Raw genomic sequence first — 15878 nt, 5'->3', positions numbered from 1 at the left:
TTACAGATCGAGACGAATGATCCGCTCGGGCCCACCAAAAACAAAAATGCCGCATGCGAACCCGTGGAGGGATTCACATGCGGCCGACAGGGGGTACGCGGCTTGAATTAGGCCATAAGTAGGCCGGTCTCCGCGACGTTCTTGTACCAGTACGCGCTCGCCTTGAGGATCCACGCGAGATGCTGGCGCATGTAGTCGATACGGGGAGCGTCGTCGATAAGGCTGTCCTCGAAGTCGTCCTTACAGCCCATGTCGTTCTTCTGCCTCTCGAATAGGTGTGCGTGCAGACATAGGTTTCCCTTCGCGAAGAGTTACAGCTGTTTTACGGTGCGGCGTAATTTCTGTTGTAAAGGTCGGTAATTTTGTGTATTTAGACCATCGCAATGGTCGGTATTTCTGTAATATTAGACATATATAAAGGTCGGCTTTTTTGTAAACTAGCAGGTAAGTTATGCTGAGGTGAGATAATGTTTAAACGGAAGGCATATGATCGTCTGCGGGAGTGGAAGGAACGTTCGCAAGGGCGCACCGCCGTGCTAATTGAGGGCGCAAGACGCGTTGGCAAAACGACACTCGTTAAGTGCTTCGCGCAAAATGAATACAAGGACTATCTGTACATTGACTTTTCGGCTGCCAGCAAAGCCACACTCGATATATTTCTGAATCACCGTGAAGATATCGATCTTTTTTTACGCATGCTTCAGCTGCAGTATGGCAAGGCCCTCGTGCCGAGAGAGTCACTGGTCATTTTTGATGAAGTGCAGCGGTTTCCCATCGCGCGCGAATACATAAAGCATCTTGTAGAAGATGGCAGATTTGATTACATCGAGACAGGTTCTCTTGTCTCCATCAAAAAGAATGTCGAAAGCATTGTCATTCCGTCAGAGGAAGAAAGAATCCCTCTCGAGCCCCTCGATTTTGAGGAGTATCTTTGGGCGACCGGAAAAGATCTTTATGCGGAAGAGATCCGTAAAGCGCGCGAATCTCAGATTGCGCTTCCGGACGGTGCTCATGCGACGTGCATGAGATTGTTCGATGAGTATATGCTTGTCGGCGGTATGCCACAGTCGGTCGACTCCTTTGTGTCAGAGAGTGATTTTAGAGGGTGCGATAGGGTTAAACGGCAGATTATTGCACTATACAGGGAGGATATTGCCAAGTTTGGAGGTTCGGACGCTAGGCGTGCGCGGGCGGCTTATGACGACATTCCGGGCCAATTATCTGCGGCAAATAAACGGTTTAAATTCGACAGTCTGGAGAAGGGGTCCCGTTTTGAGACATATGAGTCGGCGTTAATTTGGCTTGAGGATGCGCGATTGATTAATCGCTGCTATTTATGTAGTGATCCGAGCGTGGGCTACCGCCTGCACGAGGACGCGTCTTCGCTTAAATGCTATATGGCAGATACGGGATTGCTCGTGAGCTTGGCGTTTGATGATGGTCCGGACCTTATGGATGTCCATAGAGATATTCAATTTGGAAGAATTTCGATTAATAAAGGAATGTTGATCGAGAACATCGTGGCACAGCAGCTTAAGAGTCTGGGGCATTCGCTTTTTTATTACAGCTGGCAGGAGCCGTCCAAAACGGAGGGGAGTCGTCCCAGGACGCGTGAAATAGATTTTCTTGTTTCGCGCGGCTTTGAAGATGCGGCTGGAAAACCGCGGGTCACTCCTGTTGAGGTCAAATCTTCCAAATCGTATTCAACAATCTCACTTGACGATTTCGGCAGGCGTTTCCAACGACGAGTCGGAGAAGAGATAGTCCTTCACCCAAAACAGCTTAGGGTTGAAGGGCACAGGATATATCTACCGCTGTATATGACGATCTTTATTTGATCGACGGAAAAGGCCGCATGCGAACCCGTGGAGGGATTCGTATGCGGCCGACAGGGGGTGCGCGGCGGAAACTAGGCCATGAGCAGGCCGGTCTCCGCGACGTTCTTGTACCAGTACGCGCTCGCTTTGGGATAGCGCTTCTGGGTCTCAAAGTCGATGTAGAACAGGCCATAGCGCTTGTTATAGCCGTTGGTCCAGGAGAACTGGTCCTGCAGCGACCACACAAAGTAACCGTCGACGTTTACGCCGCCGTCGATTGCCTTGAGGATCCACGCGAGATGCTGACGCATATAGTCGATGCGAGGGGCGTCGTCGATAAAGCCGTCCTCAAAGTCGTCCTTATAGCCCATGCCGTTCTCGGTGATGTAGATCTTCTTGTAGTTGGGGTAATCGTTCTTAATGCGCAGCAGCAGGTCGTAGAGGCCCTCGGGATAGATAATCCAGTCCCAATCGGTGGTGGGTACGCCTTCGCGCACGCATGCCTCGCCCACGCCCTTGAGGAACCAGCGCGAGGAGCCCTTGTCGCCGGTGCCATTGTGGTTGATGTCGTTTTCGCCCTCGGCGGCACGCAGGAACTGGCACTTGTAGGTGTTGACGCCCAGGCAATCGTTGTAGGGGAGCGCGGCGGTCAGCGCGGCGATGTCCTCGTCGCGGACGTCGAGCTCGCCGCCGGCGATATGGGCCAGCTTGGTCGCAGCCTCCATGGTGTCGGCGGCATAGTGGCCGCGGAAGGTGGCGTCGAGTACCCAACGGTTGTTGATGACGTCGGCCATGCGAGCTGCCTCGCAGTCGGCGGCATTGTTGGGGTCGAGGGGATACTTGGGCTCCAGGTTCTGGACAATGCCGATCTCGCCCTCAAAGCCGCCCTCGTGGAAGGCGACGACAGCCTTGGCGTGGGACACCATCATGTTGTGCATGAGCTGGAAGGCCTTGTCCAGACGGTACTTCTCACCGTGCGGCCAGTTGCCGACGATAAAGCTGCCCTCGGCGGTCGCGGGAATCTCGTTAAAGGTAAACCAATGCTTGACCTCGGTGAACTCGGCAAAGCAGAACTTGGCGTACTCGACGAAGGCGTCGATGGTCATGCGCGTCAGGAATCCCTCGCCGCCGTCCTGGTAGAAGGCCTCGGGCGTATCGAAGTGATCGAGCGTGACATAGGGGATAACGCCAGCTTTGTTGCAGGTGGCAAAAAGCTCGTGATAGAAGGCGACGCCCTCGGGGTTAATCTCGCCGGTGCCACTGGGGAAGATACGGCTCCAAGCTATGGAGACGCGAATACCGTTGATGCCGAAGCGCTGGCACAGGTCGATATCGACCGGATATTTGTTGTAGAAGTCGCTTGCAGGATCGGGGGAGAAGCGACCCTGAGCAGCCAGGAAATCGTCCCAGGGCACTTTGCCCTTGCCGTGCGTGCGGGTCTCGCCCTCAACCTGGTAAGCAGCGGTGGCGCCGCCAAACACAAAGCCGTCGGGGAACTGCATGGGGTTGGTCATGAGTCATCCTTTCTGTGGGATACGAATAGGGAGAGGTGCCCGAACTGGGGATCCGGGCACCAACAGGGGAGAAACTAGTCGAGGTTCTCGCGGAGCCACTTGATGGCACCGGCGGGGTCGCGAGTAAGGTCGATATATTCCTTACCGCGGGGAGCGAGCAGCTTAATGCCCAGGCGATCGGTGTCGGCCTTCATGTCGTTGTAGTAGCTACGAACCTGCGGGGCAAGTACGATAACGTCGTACTGATCCATGATGGCAGTGTGCTGGCCATAGGCACCTGCGGAGGAAGCGATGTTCTCTCCGGTCTGCGCGGCACCTTCCTTGATGGCGTTGGCAAGCATGGCGGAGGTGCCGGCACCGGCGCACAGGACGAGGACTTTCAGGCCATCGACGTCCTTCTTGGCGGATGCATCGGCGGCGGGCTCGGACTGATCGGCGACAGGCTTGCTGTCGGCGGCAGCGGCGGTCGGCTCGACGGAAGCGGTGGCCTGCTCGACAGCGGGCGCAGAGGGCTTGGCGGCGATGGCAGCGGCAGCATTGGACTCGAGACCCAGCTCGGCGGCGCGCTCGGCCTCCTGGTCGCAGAGCAGCTTATCGTATGCCTTCAAGAACGGCAGGTAGATGATGGCGTCCAGCAAGATGATGATCGCGACAAATACCAGGGCGATAAGCTGGAAGTTCGTGGTGATGAAGATGCCGATGGGGGCAGGGGTAGCCCAAGGCACCACGAAGGAGAATCCGTTCATGCCCACGTTATCGATAAAGAACTTGGCAACACTCACGTTGACGCAACCGGCGGCAACAAAGGGGATGAGCATGTAGGGGTTAAGGATCATCGGGGCGCCAAAGAGCAGCGGTTCGTTGACGGCGAAGGCAACAGGAACAATCGAGGCCTTACCGACGGCTTTGAGCTGCTTGGACTTCATAAAGAGAATCAGCAGAAGCGGCACGATGAAGGTGGCGCCGGTGCCGCCGAACTCACCCACGAGCGACATGTTAAAGGTGAGGGAGTGGGCGGGGTGACCACCGGCCAGCAGAACCTGCAGGTTCTCGGCCTGATTGGCAAGACGGATGGGGTCGATGCCCGGCTGGACGATCGAGGGGCCGTGGACGCCGATGAACCAGAAGAACGCGGTGGCTGCCTGGATAAGGATAAGGCCAGGATAGGTTTCTGCAGCGGTAAAGAGCGGGGAGAGCAGTTTGATAAGCAGCTCGGAGAACGGAACGCCCATGAGGTTGCGCACGACGACATCGATGATGCCGCAGATGATGACGGCGCCGCCAAAGGGGATGATGTCGCGGAAGTTCTGAGCGATGGCGCCCGGGACCTCCTTGGGCAGCTTAATGGTCAGATCGCGCGAGACGCAGAACTTATAGACCCACACGGTAATGAACGCGGCGATATAGGCCGAGAACAGACCGCGCGTACCCATGCTGGTGCAGTCGAAGACCGAAAGCTCGGAGCCGTTGAACTTGGTGGTGAACTGCGTAACAGCGAGCAGAAGCATGCTGCACTGGGCGGCAACCATGGTGGAGCCGTCGTTGAGCACCTTGCCGGCGGGCATGCGACGGTTCATGGATGCCGTGAAGTTCTTGGCGGTGGTGCCGGCAACCATGATGCCCATGACGCCCATGGTGAAGTTGTACAGCTTGTTGCACCAGTCGATGAGCGGTTGGGGCAGCGTGATGCCGACTACGCCGGGAAGGGTGGCAATCAGTAGGAAGATCGAAGAGGTGAGGACGATGGGCATGCACCCAAGGAATCCGTCCTTAATGGCCTGGAGGTAGATGTTCCTCGAGATCTTCTCAAAGAACGGTTGATGCTTTTCGAGCATCTTTACGATGGCGTCCATAGAGCTCCTTTGCTGCTCGATGCGCGATGCATGTGGATGGAACTGGTCGTCGATGGATGGTTAGGACTGCCCGGAAACCTTCCTGCTTAAGGAAGGCATTGCGAAATGACAACGTTGTCATTTCGTTAATGACAACGTAAGACATTTTTGGAAGAGCAACAAGCATTTACGGGTGAACGGTCGATATTGTTCGATAAACGGCTGATTTGTCAGTCGGGCAGGTAGTGTATGCTAGAACACAAAAACAAGCGATGCAAAACCGACTGGAGAAGTAGTGGCAACGATGGACAAGAAAAATGTCTCAATGAACGATGTAGCAGTTGCCGCAGGCGTTTCTCTCAAGACGGTGTCGCGCGTGATCAACGAACCCGATAGCGTGCGCGAGTCGACACGCGATAAGGTCCATTCGGCAATGGAGGCGCTCGGGTTTCGAACCAACTTCGCCGCGCGTTCGCTCAAGTTGGGCCGTTACGGGTGCATCGGCGTGGTGCTGTTCCACTTGTCGGGCGGCGCCGTGGACATGATCGACGGTATCGCCGATGCCGCCGAAGAACGCGGCTTTGCGCTCACGATGATCAAAAAGCGGGCGGGGGAGAAGATGACCCTTGCCGATGCGGCGCGCAGGATGTCGCAGCTGCCTGTTGATGGCATGATCTTCAACCTGCGTCAGATGGTCGACGACTTTGATGCCTTTGAGGCGCCGAAAGACCTCAAGACGGTGATTATTACGCCGATGGAGCATCCTACCTGCTCCACCGTCAGTGACGATCAAGAGGGCGGCGCGCGCATGGCGTGCGAGTACTTCTTGAATCACGGGCACAAGAACGTGTACTTCGTCTCTGGTAAGAAAGAGTCGCTGTCGAGTCAGTGCCGTATGAAAGGTTGGCGTGCGGCACTCGAGGCACGTGGCATTGAGCCGCCCGAGCCTCTGCAAGGCGATTGGAATGCGGATAGTGGCTATGCCGCGGGCCTTGTGCTTGCCGATAAACCCGATTGCACGGCGGTCCTCGCTGCTAACGACTGCATGGCAAACGGCGTGATGATTGCTCTACGTGACAAAGGGCTCAGTGTGCCCGACGACGTGTCCGTGATCGGCTTCGATGATGAGCTCTACAAGACGATTCCCAACTCGATTCTGACGTCGGTGAAGTTTCGCCACCGCGAGCTGGGCATCCGTGCGCTTAACGAGGTCGTCGCAGGTCTGGAAGCCCCGAGTTCCAGAAGTCGCACGCTCGTCTCGGGTGTGTTGGTCGAGCGTTCCAGCGTAAAGGACCTGCGGGCGTAGACGTGCTCGGCTCGTTCATCTTAATCTGTAACAGTTAGGACCCAAAAACTCGACTAGGTGTTACAGATCGAGATTTTGTCTACCCAGCCATCATCTTTGTCTTGATCTGTAACAGGTGGGAGCGAAATAACCCGCTAGTTGTTACAGATTTAGATTTTCGGCTTGGCCTGTGCGTTCATCTCGATCTGTAACAACTAGACGCCCAAAACCGGTTTTAGTGTTACAGATTTAGACAATTCGGTCCGGCCCACCCTGTTTATCTCGATCTGTAACAGTTAGGATTTAAAGACTCGGCTAGATGTTACAGATCGAGACAAACGGCCCCCGAACCGTCCAAAAAACAAAAAGACCGGGGGCGGCGCGTCCTGTGACGTGCCGCCCCCGGCTGAGAAATGGGGACAGGTTGTGTGAGCGGGGCAATTCCGCTAGTCGCAAGTCGCTAGTCCAGACGACGGGTCTGCGCCACGTGCTTGTACCAGTAGGCGCTTGCCTTGGGCGTGCGCTTCTGGGTTTCAAAGTCAACGTAGAAAAAGCCGTAACGCTTGTTGTAGCCGTTGGTCCAGGAGAACTGGTCCTGCAGGCTCCACAGGAAGTAGCCGCCCACGTTGACGCCCACCTCCATGGCCTTGAGCAGCCAGCGCAGGTGCTGCTCGATGTAGTCGATGCGCGGTTGGTCGTCCACAAAGCCGTCCTTGTAGGGGTCCTTGTAGCCCATGCCGTTCTCGGTGATGAAGATCTGCTTGTAGTTGGGGTAGCGCTGCTTAATGTAGACGAGCAGGTCGAACAGGCCCTCGGGATAGATGATCCAGTCCCAGTCGGTGGTGGGAATGCCGGGCTTGTTCACGTGCTCGCCAATGCCCTTGACGCGCCAGCGGCCGGTGCCCTTCTCGCCCGTACCGTTGTGGTGCAGGTCGTTCTCGCCATCGTAAGCCTTGAGGAAGCGGCACTGGTAATTGTTGACACCCAGGTAGTCGTTGTAGAGCGCTGCTTCGCGCATAATCTTGAGGTCCTCGTCCAGGATCTCGATGGTGCCGCCCGAGATGGCTGCCAGGCGGTTGGCGCACTCGAGGGTGTCGGGGGCATAGTCGCCGCGGAAGGTGGCGTCGAGCAAGAACTGGTTCTGCAGCACGTGCTCGTTGTTGGCGGCCTTGATGTCGGCGGGGTCATTCTCGTTGAGCGGGTACTTGAACTCGAGCGACTGGATGACGCCGATCTTGCCCTTGAAGCCGCCGTTGTGGAAGGCCAGCACAGCCTTGGCGTGGGCGAGCATCATGTTGTGCTCGCACTGGAAGGCCTCGGCCAGATGCGCCTTGACGCCACCGGGGAAGGTGCCCTCGATGTAGGTGTTGGAGGCGTCGGCCCAGATCTCGTTAAAGGTGAACCAGTAGGTTACCTGGTCGGCGTACTCCTTAAAGCAGAAGGTGGCAAAGTTCACAAAGGCGTCGATGGTCTCGCGGTTGAGGAAGTCGCCCTTCTCAAAGAGGGGCAGCGGCGTATCGAAGTGATGCAGCGTGACAAACGGCTCAACGTGGTGCTTGTGGCACTCGGCGAAGAGATCGTGGTAGAACTGGACACCCTCGGGGTTGATCTCGCCGGTGCCGTTGGGGAAGATGCGGCTCCAGGCGATGGAGAGGCGGATGCCGTTGATACCGAACTCCTCGCACAGCTCCAGGTCGACGGGGTACTGGTTGTAGAAGTCGGAAGCGGGATCGGGAGAGAAACGGCCCTGGGCCTCCAGGAAGTCGTCCCAGGCAACCTTGCCCTTACCGTGAGTGCGGGTCTCGCCCTCTACCTGGTAGGCAGCAGTGGCGCCGCCAAAGACAAAGTCCTTGGGAAACTGCGCAGGCGGGTTGGTGACGCTAGCAGGGTTAACGGACATGATGATCCAATCGTCTAAATCGAAGGGCCAGCCGGCTGTTGATGGTCGACTGGCCCTGGGCGTTACTTACTTCGACAGTTGCTCGGCTACGAAGGCGAGAGACTTGTCGCCGTTCTGGGAGAGCTCGATGTACTGCTTACCGCGGCAGGCGACGCACTTGTTGCCCACGCGCTCGCAGTCCTTCTGCAGGTCGGCCAGGTAGCTGGCGGCCTGCGGGGCCAGGACGACCAGGTCAAAGTCGGGGAGCATGTCGACGTGGTTGCCATAGGCATCGGCAGCGGTCTCAAGATCGATGCCGCGCTCCTTGGCGGCCTTGGCCAGCGCGCCGGAGCCGGCCCGAGGTGCCGCCACCCTGGCAGAGCACGAGCACGCGCTTGCCGTTGAGGTCGCTGGCGGTCGTAGCCTCGGCAGCGGGTGCTGCGGAAGCGGCGGAGGCGTCAGCCCTCACGGCCTCGGCAGCAGCGCCGGCGGCAACGCTCTTGGCATCGGCCTTGCCCTGGAAGGCGTCGTTGAGCTTGGCGGCCTTTTCGGCGTTCTTGGCGGCGAGCTCCTCCTCGGAAATCTCGGCCTCCTCGGCGCACTTCTGGGCGTCATAGGCACGGAAGAACGGATAGTACAGGACAAAGTCGACGACCAGGATGAGGGCGAGCATCACAAAGGCGAGCGGCTGGAAGCCCAGGCCCATGATGGTGCCGATGGGGCCGGGGACGGTCCAGGGCAGGGTGTACATAAAGCCGTTCATGCCCAAGAAGTCGATAAAGATCTTGAGGATCCAGATGTTGGCGATCGGGGCAAAAACAAACGGGACAAAGAAGACGGGGTTGAGCACGATGGGTGCGGCGAACAGCAGCGGCTCGTTGACAGCAAAGCAGACCGGGACGATGGCGGCCTTACCGACGGCGCGCATCTCCTGAGACTTGGCCAGGAAGCAGAACATAAAGACCAGGACGAGCGTGGCGCCGGTGCCGCCCATGCAGACGACGAAGTACTGGGCACCCTGGGTCAGGACAGCGGAAGCGTGCTGGCCGGCCTGGAACGCAGCCAAGTTGTCTGTCATGTTGGCAACGAGAGCGGCGGCGATGGCGGGCTCGACGATCGAGGGGCCGTGGACGCCCACGAACCAGAAGAGGCTCATGGCGCCGTAGATCACAGCGAGGCCGATGTAGCCGTCGGCGGCGGTGAACAGGGGCTGGAACACCTGGATGACGCCCTGGGCAAAGCAGAAGCCAAAGGCAGCGCGGAAGACGATGTCAAAGACCCAAAAGACGGTGATGCAGACGGAGAAGGGGATGATGTCCTTAAAGGTCTGCGAGATGTTGGGCGGAACCTGCTCGGGCATCTTGACGGTGATGTTGCGCTTAATGAAGAACTTGTAGATGATGCCGGTCACAAACGCAGCGATAAAGGCGGTCAACAGGCCTTTGGAACCAAGGTAGGTGGTGTTGAAGCCGCTGGCAGCGTCCGTGGCGATCGTGTCGCTCGAAAGGAGCAAGAAGCCGATGATGGCTGCGCACATGCACGAGATGAAGTTGATCTGGTTGTTCTTGGGCAGATCGCGGTTCTGGGCGTCGGCGAAGTGCTTGGCCGTAGTGGCGGCGCAGGCGATGGCCAGGATGCCCATGGAGTAGTTGTAGCACTTCCACAGGGCGTTGTTGATGTCATCGGGCCAGTAGAAACCCCAGATGTTGGGGACCGAGGCTACGAGGCAGAAGATGGACGAGAAGATGATGATGGGGATGACGGAGATAAAGCCGTCGCGGATCGCCTTGAGGTACTTGTTGCGGGCGATCGCGTTGAAAAAGGGTTGGCCCTTTTCGATGGTGGCGATGAGTTGCTCCATGCAATGCTCCTAAGAGTCGGTGGGTTGGCAACGATGGTAGCTGTTGGCGTTCGGTTGCCAAAATGTTGACGTTGCCATTTTGTGACACAACAAAAGACGCGAACCGGTGGTTCCTGTGCCTGTGGACCATCGATTCCTTGCGCGTAAACGTTTGAGCCGCCCGGTGGCTCTGTGTTTGCACAATGGCAACGTTAACATTTGGACGACAAAAGCCGTCCGGGGAAGCAAAAATGTCGGTGAACGGTAGGTTTTGGGTGGTAAGCGTATCGTGGAGGAGGCGTTGGATATACTTGGAGACGTTCATTTTGTCTGTTGGGATGCCCGCGATGGCATCGTTGACATAGAAAGATCGACCTATGGCCGCTGTTAAAAAATCGGTTTCCGTTAAGGACGTGGCGCGTCTCGCGGGCGTCTCGGAGCAGACGGTCTCGCGCACCGTGCACGATTCGCCCAGCGTGCGCCCCGAGACCAAGGAGCGCGTGCGTGCCGCCATGCGCGAGCTGGGGTATCGCCCCAATTTTGCCGGCCGTTCGCTGCGCCGCGGCAAGTTTAAGACCGTCGGCGTCGCCATGTTCAACATTACCGGCACCGGCAACCTCGACCGTATGGAGGGCTTTGCCGCCGCGGCCGACAAACACGGCTATGCCATCACCCTTACTAAAGTAGATGGACACCCCTATACCCTCGAGAGTGCATCGTCACGCATGAGCGCGCTGCCGGTGGACGGCATGGTTGTGATCATGAATCGCATGCCGGCGGACTTTGGCACCTTCGAGCCGCTACCCGGTATGCAGACGGTGCTCGTTACCATGCTGGAGCACCCGCTCTGTTCAACGGTCGATAACGACCAGTTCGATTGCTCGCGCCAGGTGGTCGAGTACTTGCTGGGGCAGGGGCACAAGACCGTGCACTTTATCTCGTGCCCCGAGCGCTCGCTTTCGGGCATGCAACGCGAGGAAGGCTGGCGCGAGACATTGCGTGCGCATGGTATTGAGCCGCCGCGACTCGTCCGTGGCGATTGGACGGCACAGAGCGGGTATGCTGCCGGTCAGGCTCTGGCGGACGATCCGACCTGTACGGCCATTTATGCTTCCAACGACGCCATGGCCTACGGCTGCATTCGCGGGCTAGAGTCGCGCGGAAAGCGCGTGCCCGAGGACGTGAGCGTGGTGGGTGTTGATGACAGCCTGGGCGATATCGTGCCCGATTGTCGCCTAACTACCGTGCGCTTTGACAATAAACGCGTCGGCATGTGGGCGGTCGACAAGATCGCCGGCGGCGAGGGCGTTGCACCCGGTGTGGAACACATGCTGTTTCCGGGCGTGCTCGTCGAGGGCGATACGGTGCGCGATGTACGCTAGGGTGCGGTCCTGTTTGGGTTGCCGCTAACTGTGTTCGATATTGTTCGTATTGGTTTATAAACCGTTCACGGGCGAAAATCGACCGTTCATAGCTTGAAATTGCGTTTTGCGCTGTTCTTTTTTGTTTGAATGTTACTGTCTCTGTCATACACAACGCAGCGCGTATGCCCGGACGCGATGCTCTCCATTGGTTCATATGTGAAAGGAACGCAATATGGCAACCAAAGAAGAAATCTCGATGGTTGGATTCGAGATCGTCGCATACGCGGGTGACGCCCAGACCGATCTGCTTGCAGCGCTCGATGCTGCTCGCGAGGGTGATTTTGAGAAGGCCGAGCAGCTGCACAAGGACGCCAGCGATGCACTTATCGGCGCCCACGACACGCAGACCAAGCTGCTTTCGCAGGAGGCCGGCGGCGGTGAGATGGAGATGACCTTCATCATGGCTCACGCTCAGGATACTCTCATGACCACCATGATCCTGGAGAAGCAGACTCGCTTTACCATCGATGCCTACAAGCGCATCGCCGCACTCGAGGCTAAGCTCGCCTAACGAGCTCTCACAATCAAGTCCCCTTCCAAAAGCTCTGCCGCTACCCGCGGCAGGGCTTTTCTGTATCCCTTCTGTCTTGGTTGCGGTGAAATTGGGCTCGACAGGCTAAGATGACCCGCTTTCCTCCGTCTTCCGAGGGGCGGTTGGCAACGCTCGCCACGAAAACGGCCCATCTACTACGTTTAACCCGATACCCCCGACCACACCCGCGTTTCATGAAAAACTGCAGGCGTTCTACCTGCGGTTTTGTTTTTGCTCCATGTGGCATGGCCGGGGATGGGCAGTTAAACGTAGTAGATGGGCCCATTTCGTGGCAGGCAGATCATGCGGCGGCCCGTTGCGCCTCCTGTCGTTCGGTTTTTCGCTGGGTGGGTATACTTCCTTTCGCATTAAACGCCGGACTGAGGAGGTATCCAAATGCCGGATAACGGGTCAATACAAAAAAGAGGCGCGCACGAGATGGCTCATGGGCGTCCTGTCCAGATAACCGAGCGCACGACGGTAACCGAGCTACAGCCCAGCCTGTCCGATGTCGTGTGCGCAAACAAAAAGCTGCAGATTGGCTTTATCGTTGTGTTCGTGGTACTGGCGCTGCTGTCGGGCTTTGTAGCTCGTCCGCATTTCGCCGATACCAAGACTTGGGACTCCACCATCGAGGTCATCGATCAAAAGAAGGGCAATGTTTTGGCGCTCACGACCTCGTGTGTGGCGCTGTCTGCGGGTATTACCGCGCTGCCGGGTGATACGGGAACGCCGGTTGCCGAGCAGCTCGCACAGCTTTCAGGCAACTTGGGCATCGTGCTTGCCGTGCTCTACCTCGAGAAATATTTGCTCACGATTTTGTGGTCGGTTGGCTTGGGCATCTTAATCCCGTTTGCGTTGGTGCTCTTTTCGGTGTCGCTTGGCGTTCATGGGCGCTGGAGCACGAGCGCTGTCCTGCGCCGTGTGGCGACGCGCGTGCTGGTGGTTGCCGTGATCGGCATGGCGCTTGTGCCCGCGAGCGTATGGGTATCGCAAAAGGTCGACGAGACATATCGCGTCAGCATTGAACAGGCCGAGCAAAAGGCAGCCGACGCCGCGGAAAAGACCGATACCGCGGAGAAGTCAGGCGAGACCAGCTCAAAATCGAACAAGAAAAAGGCCGAGTCCACAGAGTCCAAGAACGTGCTCGAGCAGTTGACTGACGGGGCCTCGAGCCTGGTTACGTCGGTAACCAGCGGTGCCAAGCAGATGACCGACGAGATCGTGCAGCAGGTGACCGACCTCATCGAAGGCGTCATCGTGATGATCGTGACCTCGTGTGTGATTCCTCTACTGGTGCTCGTGGCGTTCCTATGGCTAGGACACGTGCTGCTGGGGATCGATGTCTCCGGTCCCGCGAACTATCTGACGGGTCGTTTCTTGAGCGCTCCGTCCAAACATGCCAAGAAGAGTGGGCAGTCTGAGTAGGCGGCAAAGCGATCTTTGGAAGATCAACCGTAAGAAGGGCGGCCGAGACACGTTCTCGGCCGCCCTTTTGTCTGTTGAACACATGGTCGCTACGTCTGCGCCGGGCTCAAACGGTCGGCAATCAACCGTGAACGGTATTTGTTCAAAAAAGAACAAAGTTAAACAAATAATGGTTGCATCCGATGTTCGAATGTGTTCAAATAAACATGAACAGTGAAGAACCGCACATTCAGATGCCCGGACCTGAGCGCGATTCAACACTTCCAAACAGAAACTACGCACCTGCGTATCTCTCAAGGAGGATGTCATGAGGGTTGTAATCGCTTCCGATGCCGACGGTATGTCGATGAAGGAGTCCATCAAGGAGATGCTCATCGCCGACGGTCACGAGGTCGTCGACTATTCCGAGACCCCTGCCGCGGACTTTGTCGATTCCGCGACCGCCGTTGCCAAGGACCTGCTGGAGCACAAGGATTCCCAGGGCTTCGCATTCGATAAGTACGGCGTCGGCTCCTATATGGCCGCCGTCAAGATCAAGGGCATGGTCGTCGCCAACATTTCCGACGAGCGTTCCGCCTACATGACCCGCGAGCACAACGGCTCGCGCATGGTCACCATGGGCCCGGGCGTTGTGGGCACCGAGGTCGCCAAGAAGATCGCCCGCGAGTTCCTGCGCGCCCAGTACGCCGGCGGCCGTCACCAGATCCGTGTCGACATGCTCAACAAGATGGCCTAACGAGAGCCACCGAGAACTCGAACTTCTACCTCAACTTGTGAATTCAGACGAAAGGACGTTCTGATGAAGAAGACCATCGCAATCGGTTGCGACCATATCGTTACGGACGAGAAGATCTATCTGGCCGACCGCCTGGAGCAGGCTGGCTACAAGGTGCTCGACTGCGGCACCTACAGCCACACCCGTACGCACTATCCCATCTACGGTAAGGCCGTGGGCGAGGCTGTTGCCAGCGGCAAGGCCGACTTTGGCGTGGCCCTGTGCGGCACCGGCATCGGCATCACCAACGCCGTCAACAAGGTTCCCGGCGCCCGTTGCGCCCTGGTTCGCGACATGACCTCTGCCCTGTATGCCCGTCGCGAGCTCAACGCCAACATCGTGGGCTTTGGCGGTAAGATCACCGGCGAGTTCCTGATGGCCGACATTATGCTTGCCTTCCTGGAGGAGCCCTACGAGAAGACCCCCGAGCACGATGCCCTGATCGCCAAGATTGATGCCTGCAATAAGGCCGACGCCGAGGCTCAGGCCGACCCGCACTTCTTTGACGAGTTCCTGGAGAAGTGGGACCGCGGCGAATACCATGATTAGCGGGTATCCGGCGTAATTAACTAGTCCGTTGACGGCTCGCGTTTCTGTGAGGGGGCGCGGGCCGATTTTCTATCAGCCCCACTGACTCGGCGGGCTGGCGTACGAAAGGGAAGGCTCCTATGGAGTTTGTTCTTGATAACGGTTCTATTCGTGTGGCACTGAGCACGGCTGGCGGATCGTTCACTTCGATTAAGGCCAACGGTCGCGAGTACCTGTGGCAGGGCGACCCGGCGGTCTGGTCGGGCCAGGCGCCCATTTGCTTTCCGATTTGCGGCGGCCTTCGTGACGGCCGCGCGATGACCATGGGCGGCCGCGAGGTCAAGCTTGCCCGCCACGGCTTTGCCCGCAAGCAGGAGTGGAAGCTCGAGGAGCAGGGCGACAGCATGGTTGCGCTGAGCCTAAGCTCTGCCGACCACGCCGAGCTGCTCGAGCAGTATCCGTATCCGTTTAAGATTGTTGCTCGTTACACGATCGATTCGGAAAAGGTGGTCGTGTCGTACGAGGTGACCAATGAGGGTACCGAGGACATGCCATTCTTTGTGGGTGGTCACCCCGGCTTTAAGTGCCCGCTCGACGAGGGCGAGTCCTATGACGACTATGAACTTCGTTTTGATCAGCGTGAGGCGTCAGAGCTCTGCACCGCCGTTCCCTCGACGGGCCTGATTGATGTCGACCATCGCAGCAAAAACCCGATGATCGGCCACGACCTGCCGCTGACCCACGAACTCTTCGACTTCGCGGAGACCATCTTTGACGTGCTCGACAGCCGCGTGGTTACGCTGACCAAGAAAACCGAGGACAAGGGCGTGCGCCTGACGTTCCCGGATATGCCGTACCTGATTGTATGGAGCAAGCCCGAGGGCGACTTTGTGGCCGTGGAACCGTGGGGCGGCCTGTCCACCTGCTCCGACGAGGACGATGTTCTGGAGCACAAGCGTGGCTGCCTGGTTGCCAAGCCGGGGGAGACCGTCACCCGCGGTTTTGAGATCGAGATCCTTTAACG

14 protein-coding genes are annotated in these 15878 nt (G+C 57.7%); 8 read left to right on the top strand and 6 right to left on the bottom strand.

The window, feature by feature from the left end; translation table 11 throughout:
* Window positions 1–107 precede the first annotated feature (107 nt).
* Window positions 108–251 (bottom strand): hypothetical protein, encoded by a 144-nt coding sequence (locus I2H81_RS01775; protein ID WP_195644301.1) that lies wholly within the window; start codon window positions 249–251, stop codon window positions 108–110.
* Between the two features lie 216 nt (window positions 252–467).
* Here I2H81_RS01775 and I2H81_RS01770 point away from each other — a divergent pair, with 216 nt between their 5' ends.
* Window positions 468–1838 carry an ATP-binding protein gene (locus I2H81_RS01770; RefSeq protein WP_195644300.1) on the top strand — a complete coding sequence of 457 codons (1371 nt, stop codon included), beginning with the start codon at window positions 468–470 and terminating at the stop codon, window positions 1836–1838.
* A 71-nt stretch (window positions 1839–1909) separates the two neighbouring features.
* Here I2H81_RS01770 and lacG (I2H81_RS01765) read toward each other — a convergent pair whose 3' ends face one another.
* Window positions 1910–3331: a 6-phospho-beta-galactosidase gene (lacG, locus tag I2H81_RS01765; RefSeq protein ID WP_229107995.1), complete on the bottom strand. Its 1422-nt coding sequence runs from the start codon at window positions 3329–3331 to the stop codon at window positions 1910–1912.
* A gap of 74 nt (window positions 3332–3405) precedes the next feature.
* On the bottom strand, window positions 3406–5184 hold the full coding sequence (locus I2H81_RS01760) for a PTS lactose transporter subunit IIBC (protein WP_195644299.1): 1779 nt from the start codon (window positions 5182–5184) through the stop codon (window positions 3406–3408).
* A 304-nt stretch (window positions 5185–5488) separates the two neighbouring features.
* Here I2H81_RS01760 and I2H81_RS01755 point away from each other — a divergent pair, with 304 nt between their 5' ends.
* Complete coding sequence (locus tag I2H81_RS01755) at window positions 5489–6469, top strand: LacI family DNA-binding transcriptional regulator (RefSeq protein WP_195644298.1); 981 nt, start codon at window positions 5489–5491, stop codon at window positions 6467–6469.
* A 439-nt stretch (window positions 6470–6908) separates the two neighbouring features.
* On the opposite strand, the gene lacG (I2H81_RS01750) is transcribed toward I2H81_RS01755, so the two are convergent.
* The 3 genes from lacG (I2H81_RS01750) to I2H81_RS01745 form a co-directional block, all read right to left on the bottom strand.
* Entirely contained in the window at window positions 6909–8348 is a 1440-nt protein-coding gene (gene lacG / locus I2H81_RS01750; protein WP_195644297.1) for a 6-phospho-beta-galactosidase, read from the bottom strand.
* Window positions 8349–8414: 66 nt separating this feature from the next.
* On the bottom strand, window positions 8415–8699 hold the full coding sequence (locus I2H81_RS10485; RefSeq protein ID WP_271817485.1) for a PTS sugar transporter subunit IIB: 285 nt from the start codon (window positions 8697–8699) through the stop codon (window positions 8415–8417).
* On the bottom strand, window positions 8632–10188 hold the full coding sequence (locus I2H81_RS01745; protein ID WP_267489979.1) for a PTS transporter subunit EIIC: 1557 nt from the start codon (window positions 10186–10188) through the stop codon (window positions 8632–8634). Before I2H81_RS01745 ends, I2H81_RS10485 begins: the two co-directional genes overlap by 68 nt.
* Window positions 10189–10544: 356 nt before the next feature.
* Here I2H81_RS01745 and I2H81_RS01740 point away from each other — a divergent pair, with 356 nt between their 5' ends.
* From I2H81_RS01740 to I2H81_RS01715, 6 genes are all read left to right on the top strand, one after another.
* Entirely contained in the window at window positions 10545–11549 is a 1005-nt protein-coding gene (locus I2H81_RS01740) for a LacI family DNA-binding transcriptional regulator (RefSeq protein WP_195644296.1), read from the top strand.
* A 214-nt stretch (window positions 11550–11763) separates the two neighbouring features.
* Window positions 11764–12102, top strand: coding sequence for a PTS lactose/cellobiose transporter subunit IIA (locus I2H81_RS01735; protein ID WP_089572387.1), 339 nt, complete (start codon window positions 11764–11766; stop codon window positions 12100–12102).
* A gap of 459 nt (window positions 12103–12561) precedes the next feature.
* Entirely contained in the window at window positions 12562–13551 is a 990-nt protein-coding gene (locus tag I2H81_RS01730; protein WP_195644295.1) for a hypothetical protein, read from the top strand.
* A gap of 307 nt (window positions 13552–13858) precedes the next feature.
* Entirely contained in the window at window positions 13859–14287 is a 429-nt protein-coding gene (gene lacA / locus I2H81_RS01725; RefSeq protein ID WP_006234830.1) for a galactose-6-phosphate isomerase subunit LacA, read from the top strand.
* 63 nt (window positions 14288–14350) lie between these two features.
* Window positions 14351–14875, top strand: a complete 525-nt coding sequence (lacB, locus tag I2H81_RS01720) for a galactose-6-phosphate isomerase subunit LacB (RefSeq protein WP_006234831.1) — start codon at window positions 14351–14353, stop codon at window positions 14873–14875.
* 119 nt (window positions 14876–14994) lie between these two features.
* Complete coding sequence (locus I2H81_RS01715) at window positions 14995–15876, top strand: aldose 1-epimerase family protein (protein WP_195644294.1); 882 nt, start codon at window positions 14995–14997, stop codon at window positions 15874–15876.
* Window positions 15877–15878: the final 2 nt, after the last annotated feature.

This window comes from Collinsella aerofaciens (genome assembly GCF_015561195.1).
Taxonomy (GTDB): domain Bacteria; phylum Actinomycetota; class Coriobacteriia; order Coriobacteriales; family Coriobacteriaceae; genus Collinsella; species Collinsella aerofaciens_AC.
This window is presented reverse-complemented; position numbering and strand designations above follow the sequence as displayed.

Excerpts from the sequence above, each read along its gene's own strand:
- I2H81_RS01775 (WP_195644301.1), bottom strand. The coding sequence starts at position 251 with ATGGGCTGTAAGGACGACTTCGAGGACAGCCTTATCGACGACGCTCCC.
- I2H81_RS01770 (WP_195644300.1), top strand. The coding sequence starts at position 468 with ATGTTTAAACGGAAGGCATATGATCGTCTGCGGGAGTGGAAGGAACGT.
- lacG (WP_229107995.1), bottom strand. The coding sequence starts at position 3,331 with ATGACCAACCCCATGCAGTTCCCCGACGGCTTTGTGTTTGGCGGCGCC.
- I2H81_RS01760 (WP_195644299.1), bottom strand. The coding sequence starts at position 5,184 with ATGGACGCCATCGTAAAGATGCTCGAAAAGCATCAACCGTTCTTTGAG.
- I2H81_RS01755 (WP_195644298.1), top strand. The coding sequence starts at position 5,489 with ATGAACGATGTAGCAGTTGCCGCAGGCGTTTCTCTCAAGACGGTGTCG.
- lacG (WP_195644297.1), bottom strand. The coding sequence starts at position 8,348 with ATGTCCGTTAACCCTGCTAGCGTCACCAACCCGCCTGCGCAGTTTCCC.
- I2H81_RS01745 (WP_267489979.1), bottom strand. The coding sequence starts at position 10,188 with ATGGAGCAACTCATCGCCACCATCGAAAAGGGCCAACCCTTTTTCAAC.
- I2H81_RS01740 (WP_195644296.1), top strand. The coding sequence starts at position 10,545 with ATGGCCGCTGTTAAAAAATCGGTTTCCGTTAAGGACGTGGCGCGTCTC.
- I2H81_RS01735 (WP_089572387.1), top strand. The coding sequence starts at position 11,764 with ATGGCAACCAAAGAAGAAATCTCGATGGTTGGATTCGAGATCGTCGCA.
- I2H81_RS01730 (WP_195644295.1), top strand. The coding sequence starts at position 12,562 with ATGGCTCATGGGCGTCCTGTCCAGATAACCGAGCGCACGACGGTAACC.
- lacA (WP_006234830.1), top strand. The coding sequence starts at position 13,859 with ATGAGGGTTGTAATCGCTTCCGATGCCGACGGTATGTCGATGAAGGAG.
- lacB (WP_006234831.1), top strand. The coding sequence starts at position 14,351 with ATGAAGAAGACCATCGCAATCGGTTGCGACCATATCGTTACGGACGAG.
- I2H81_RS01715 (WP_195644294.1), top strand. The coding sequence starts at position 14,995 with ATGGAGTTTGTTCTTGATAACGGTTCTATTCGTGTGGCACTGAGCACG.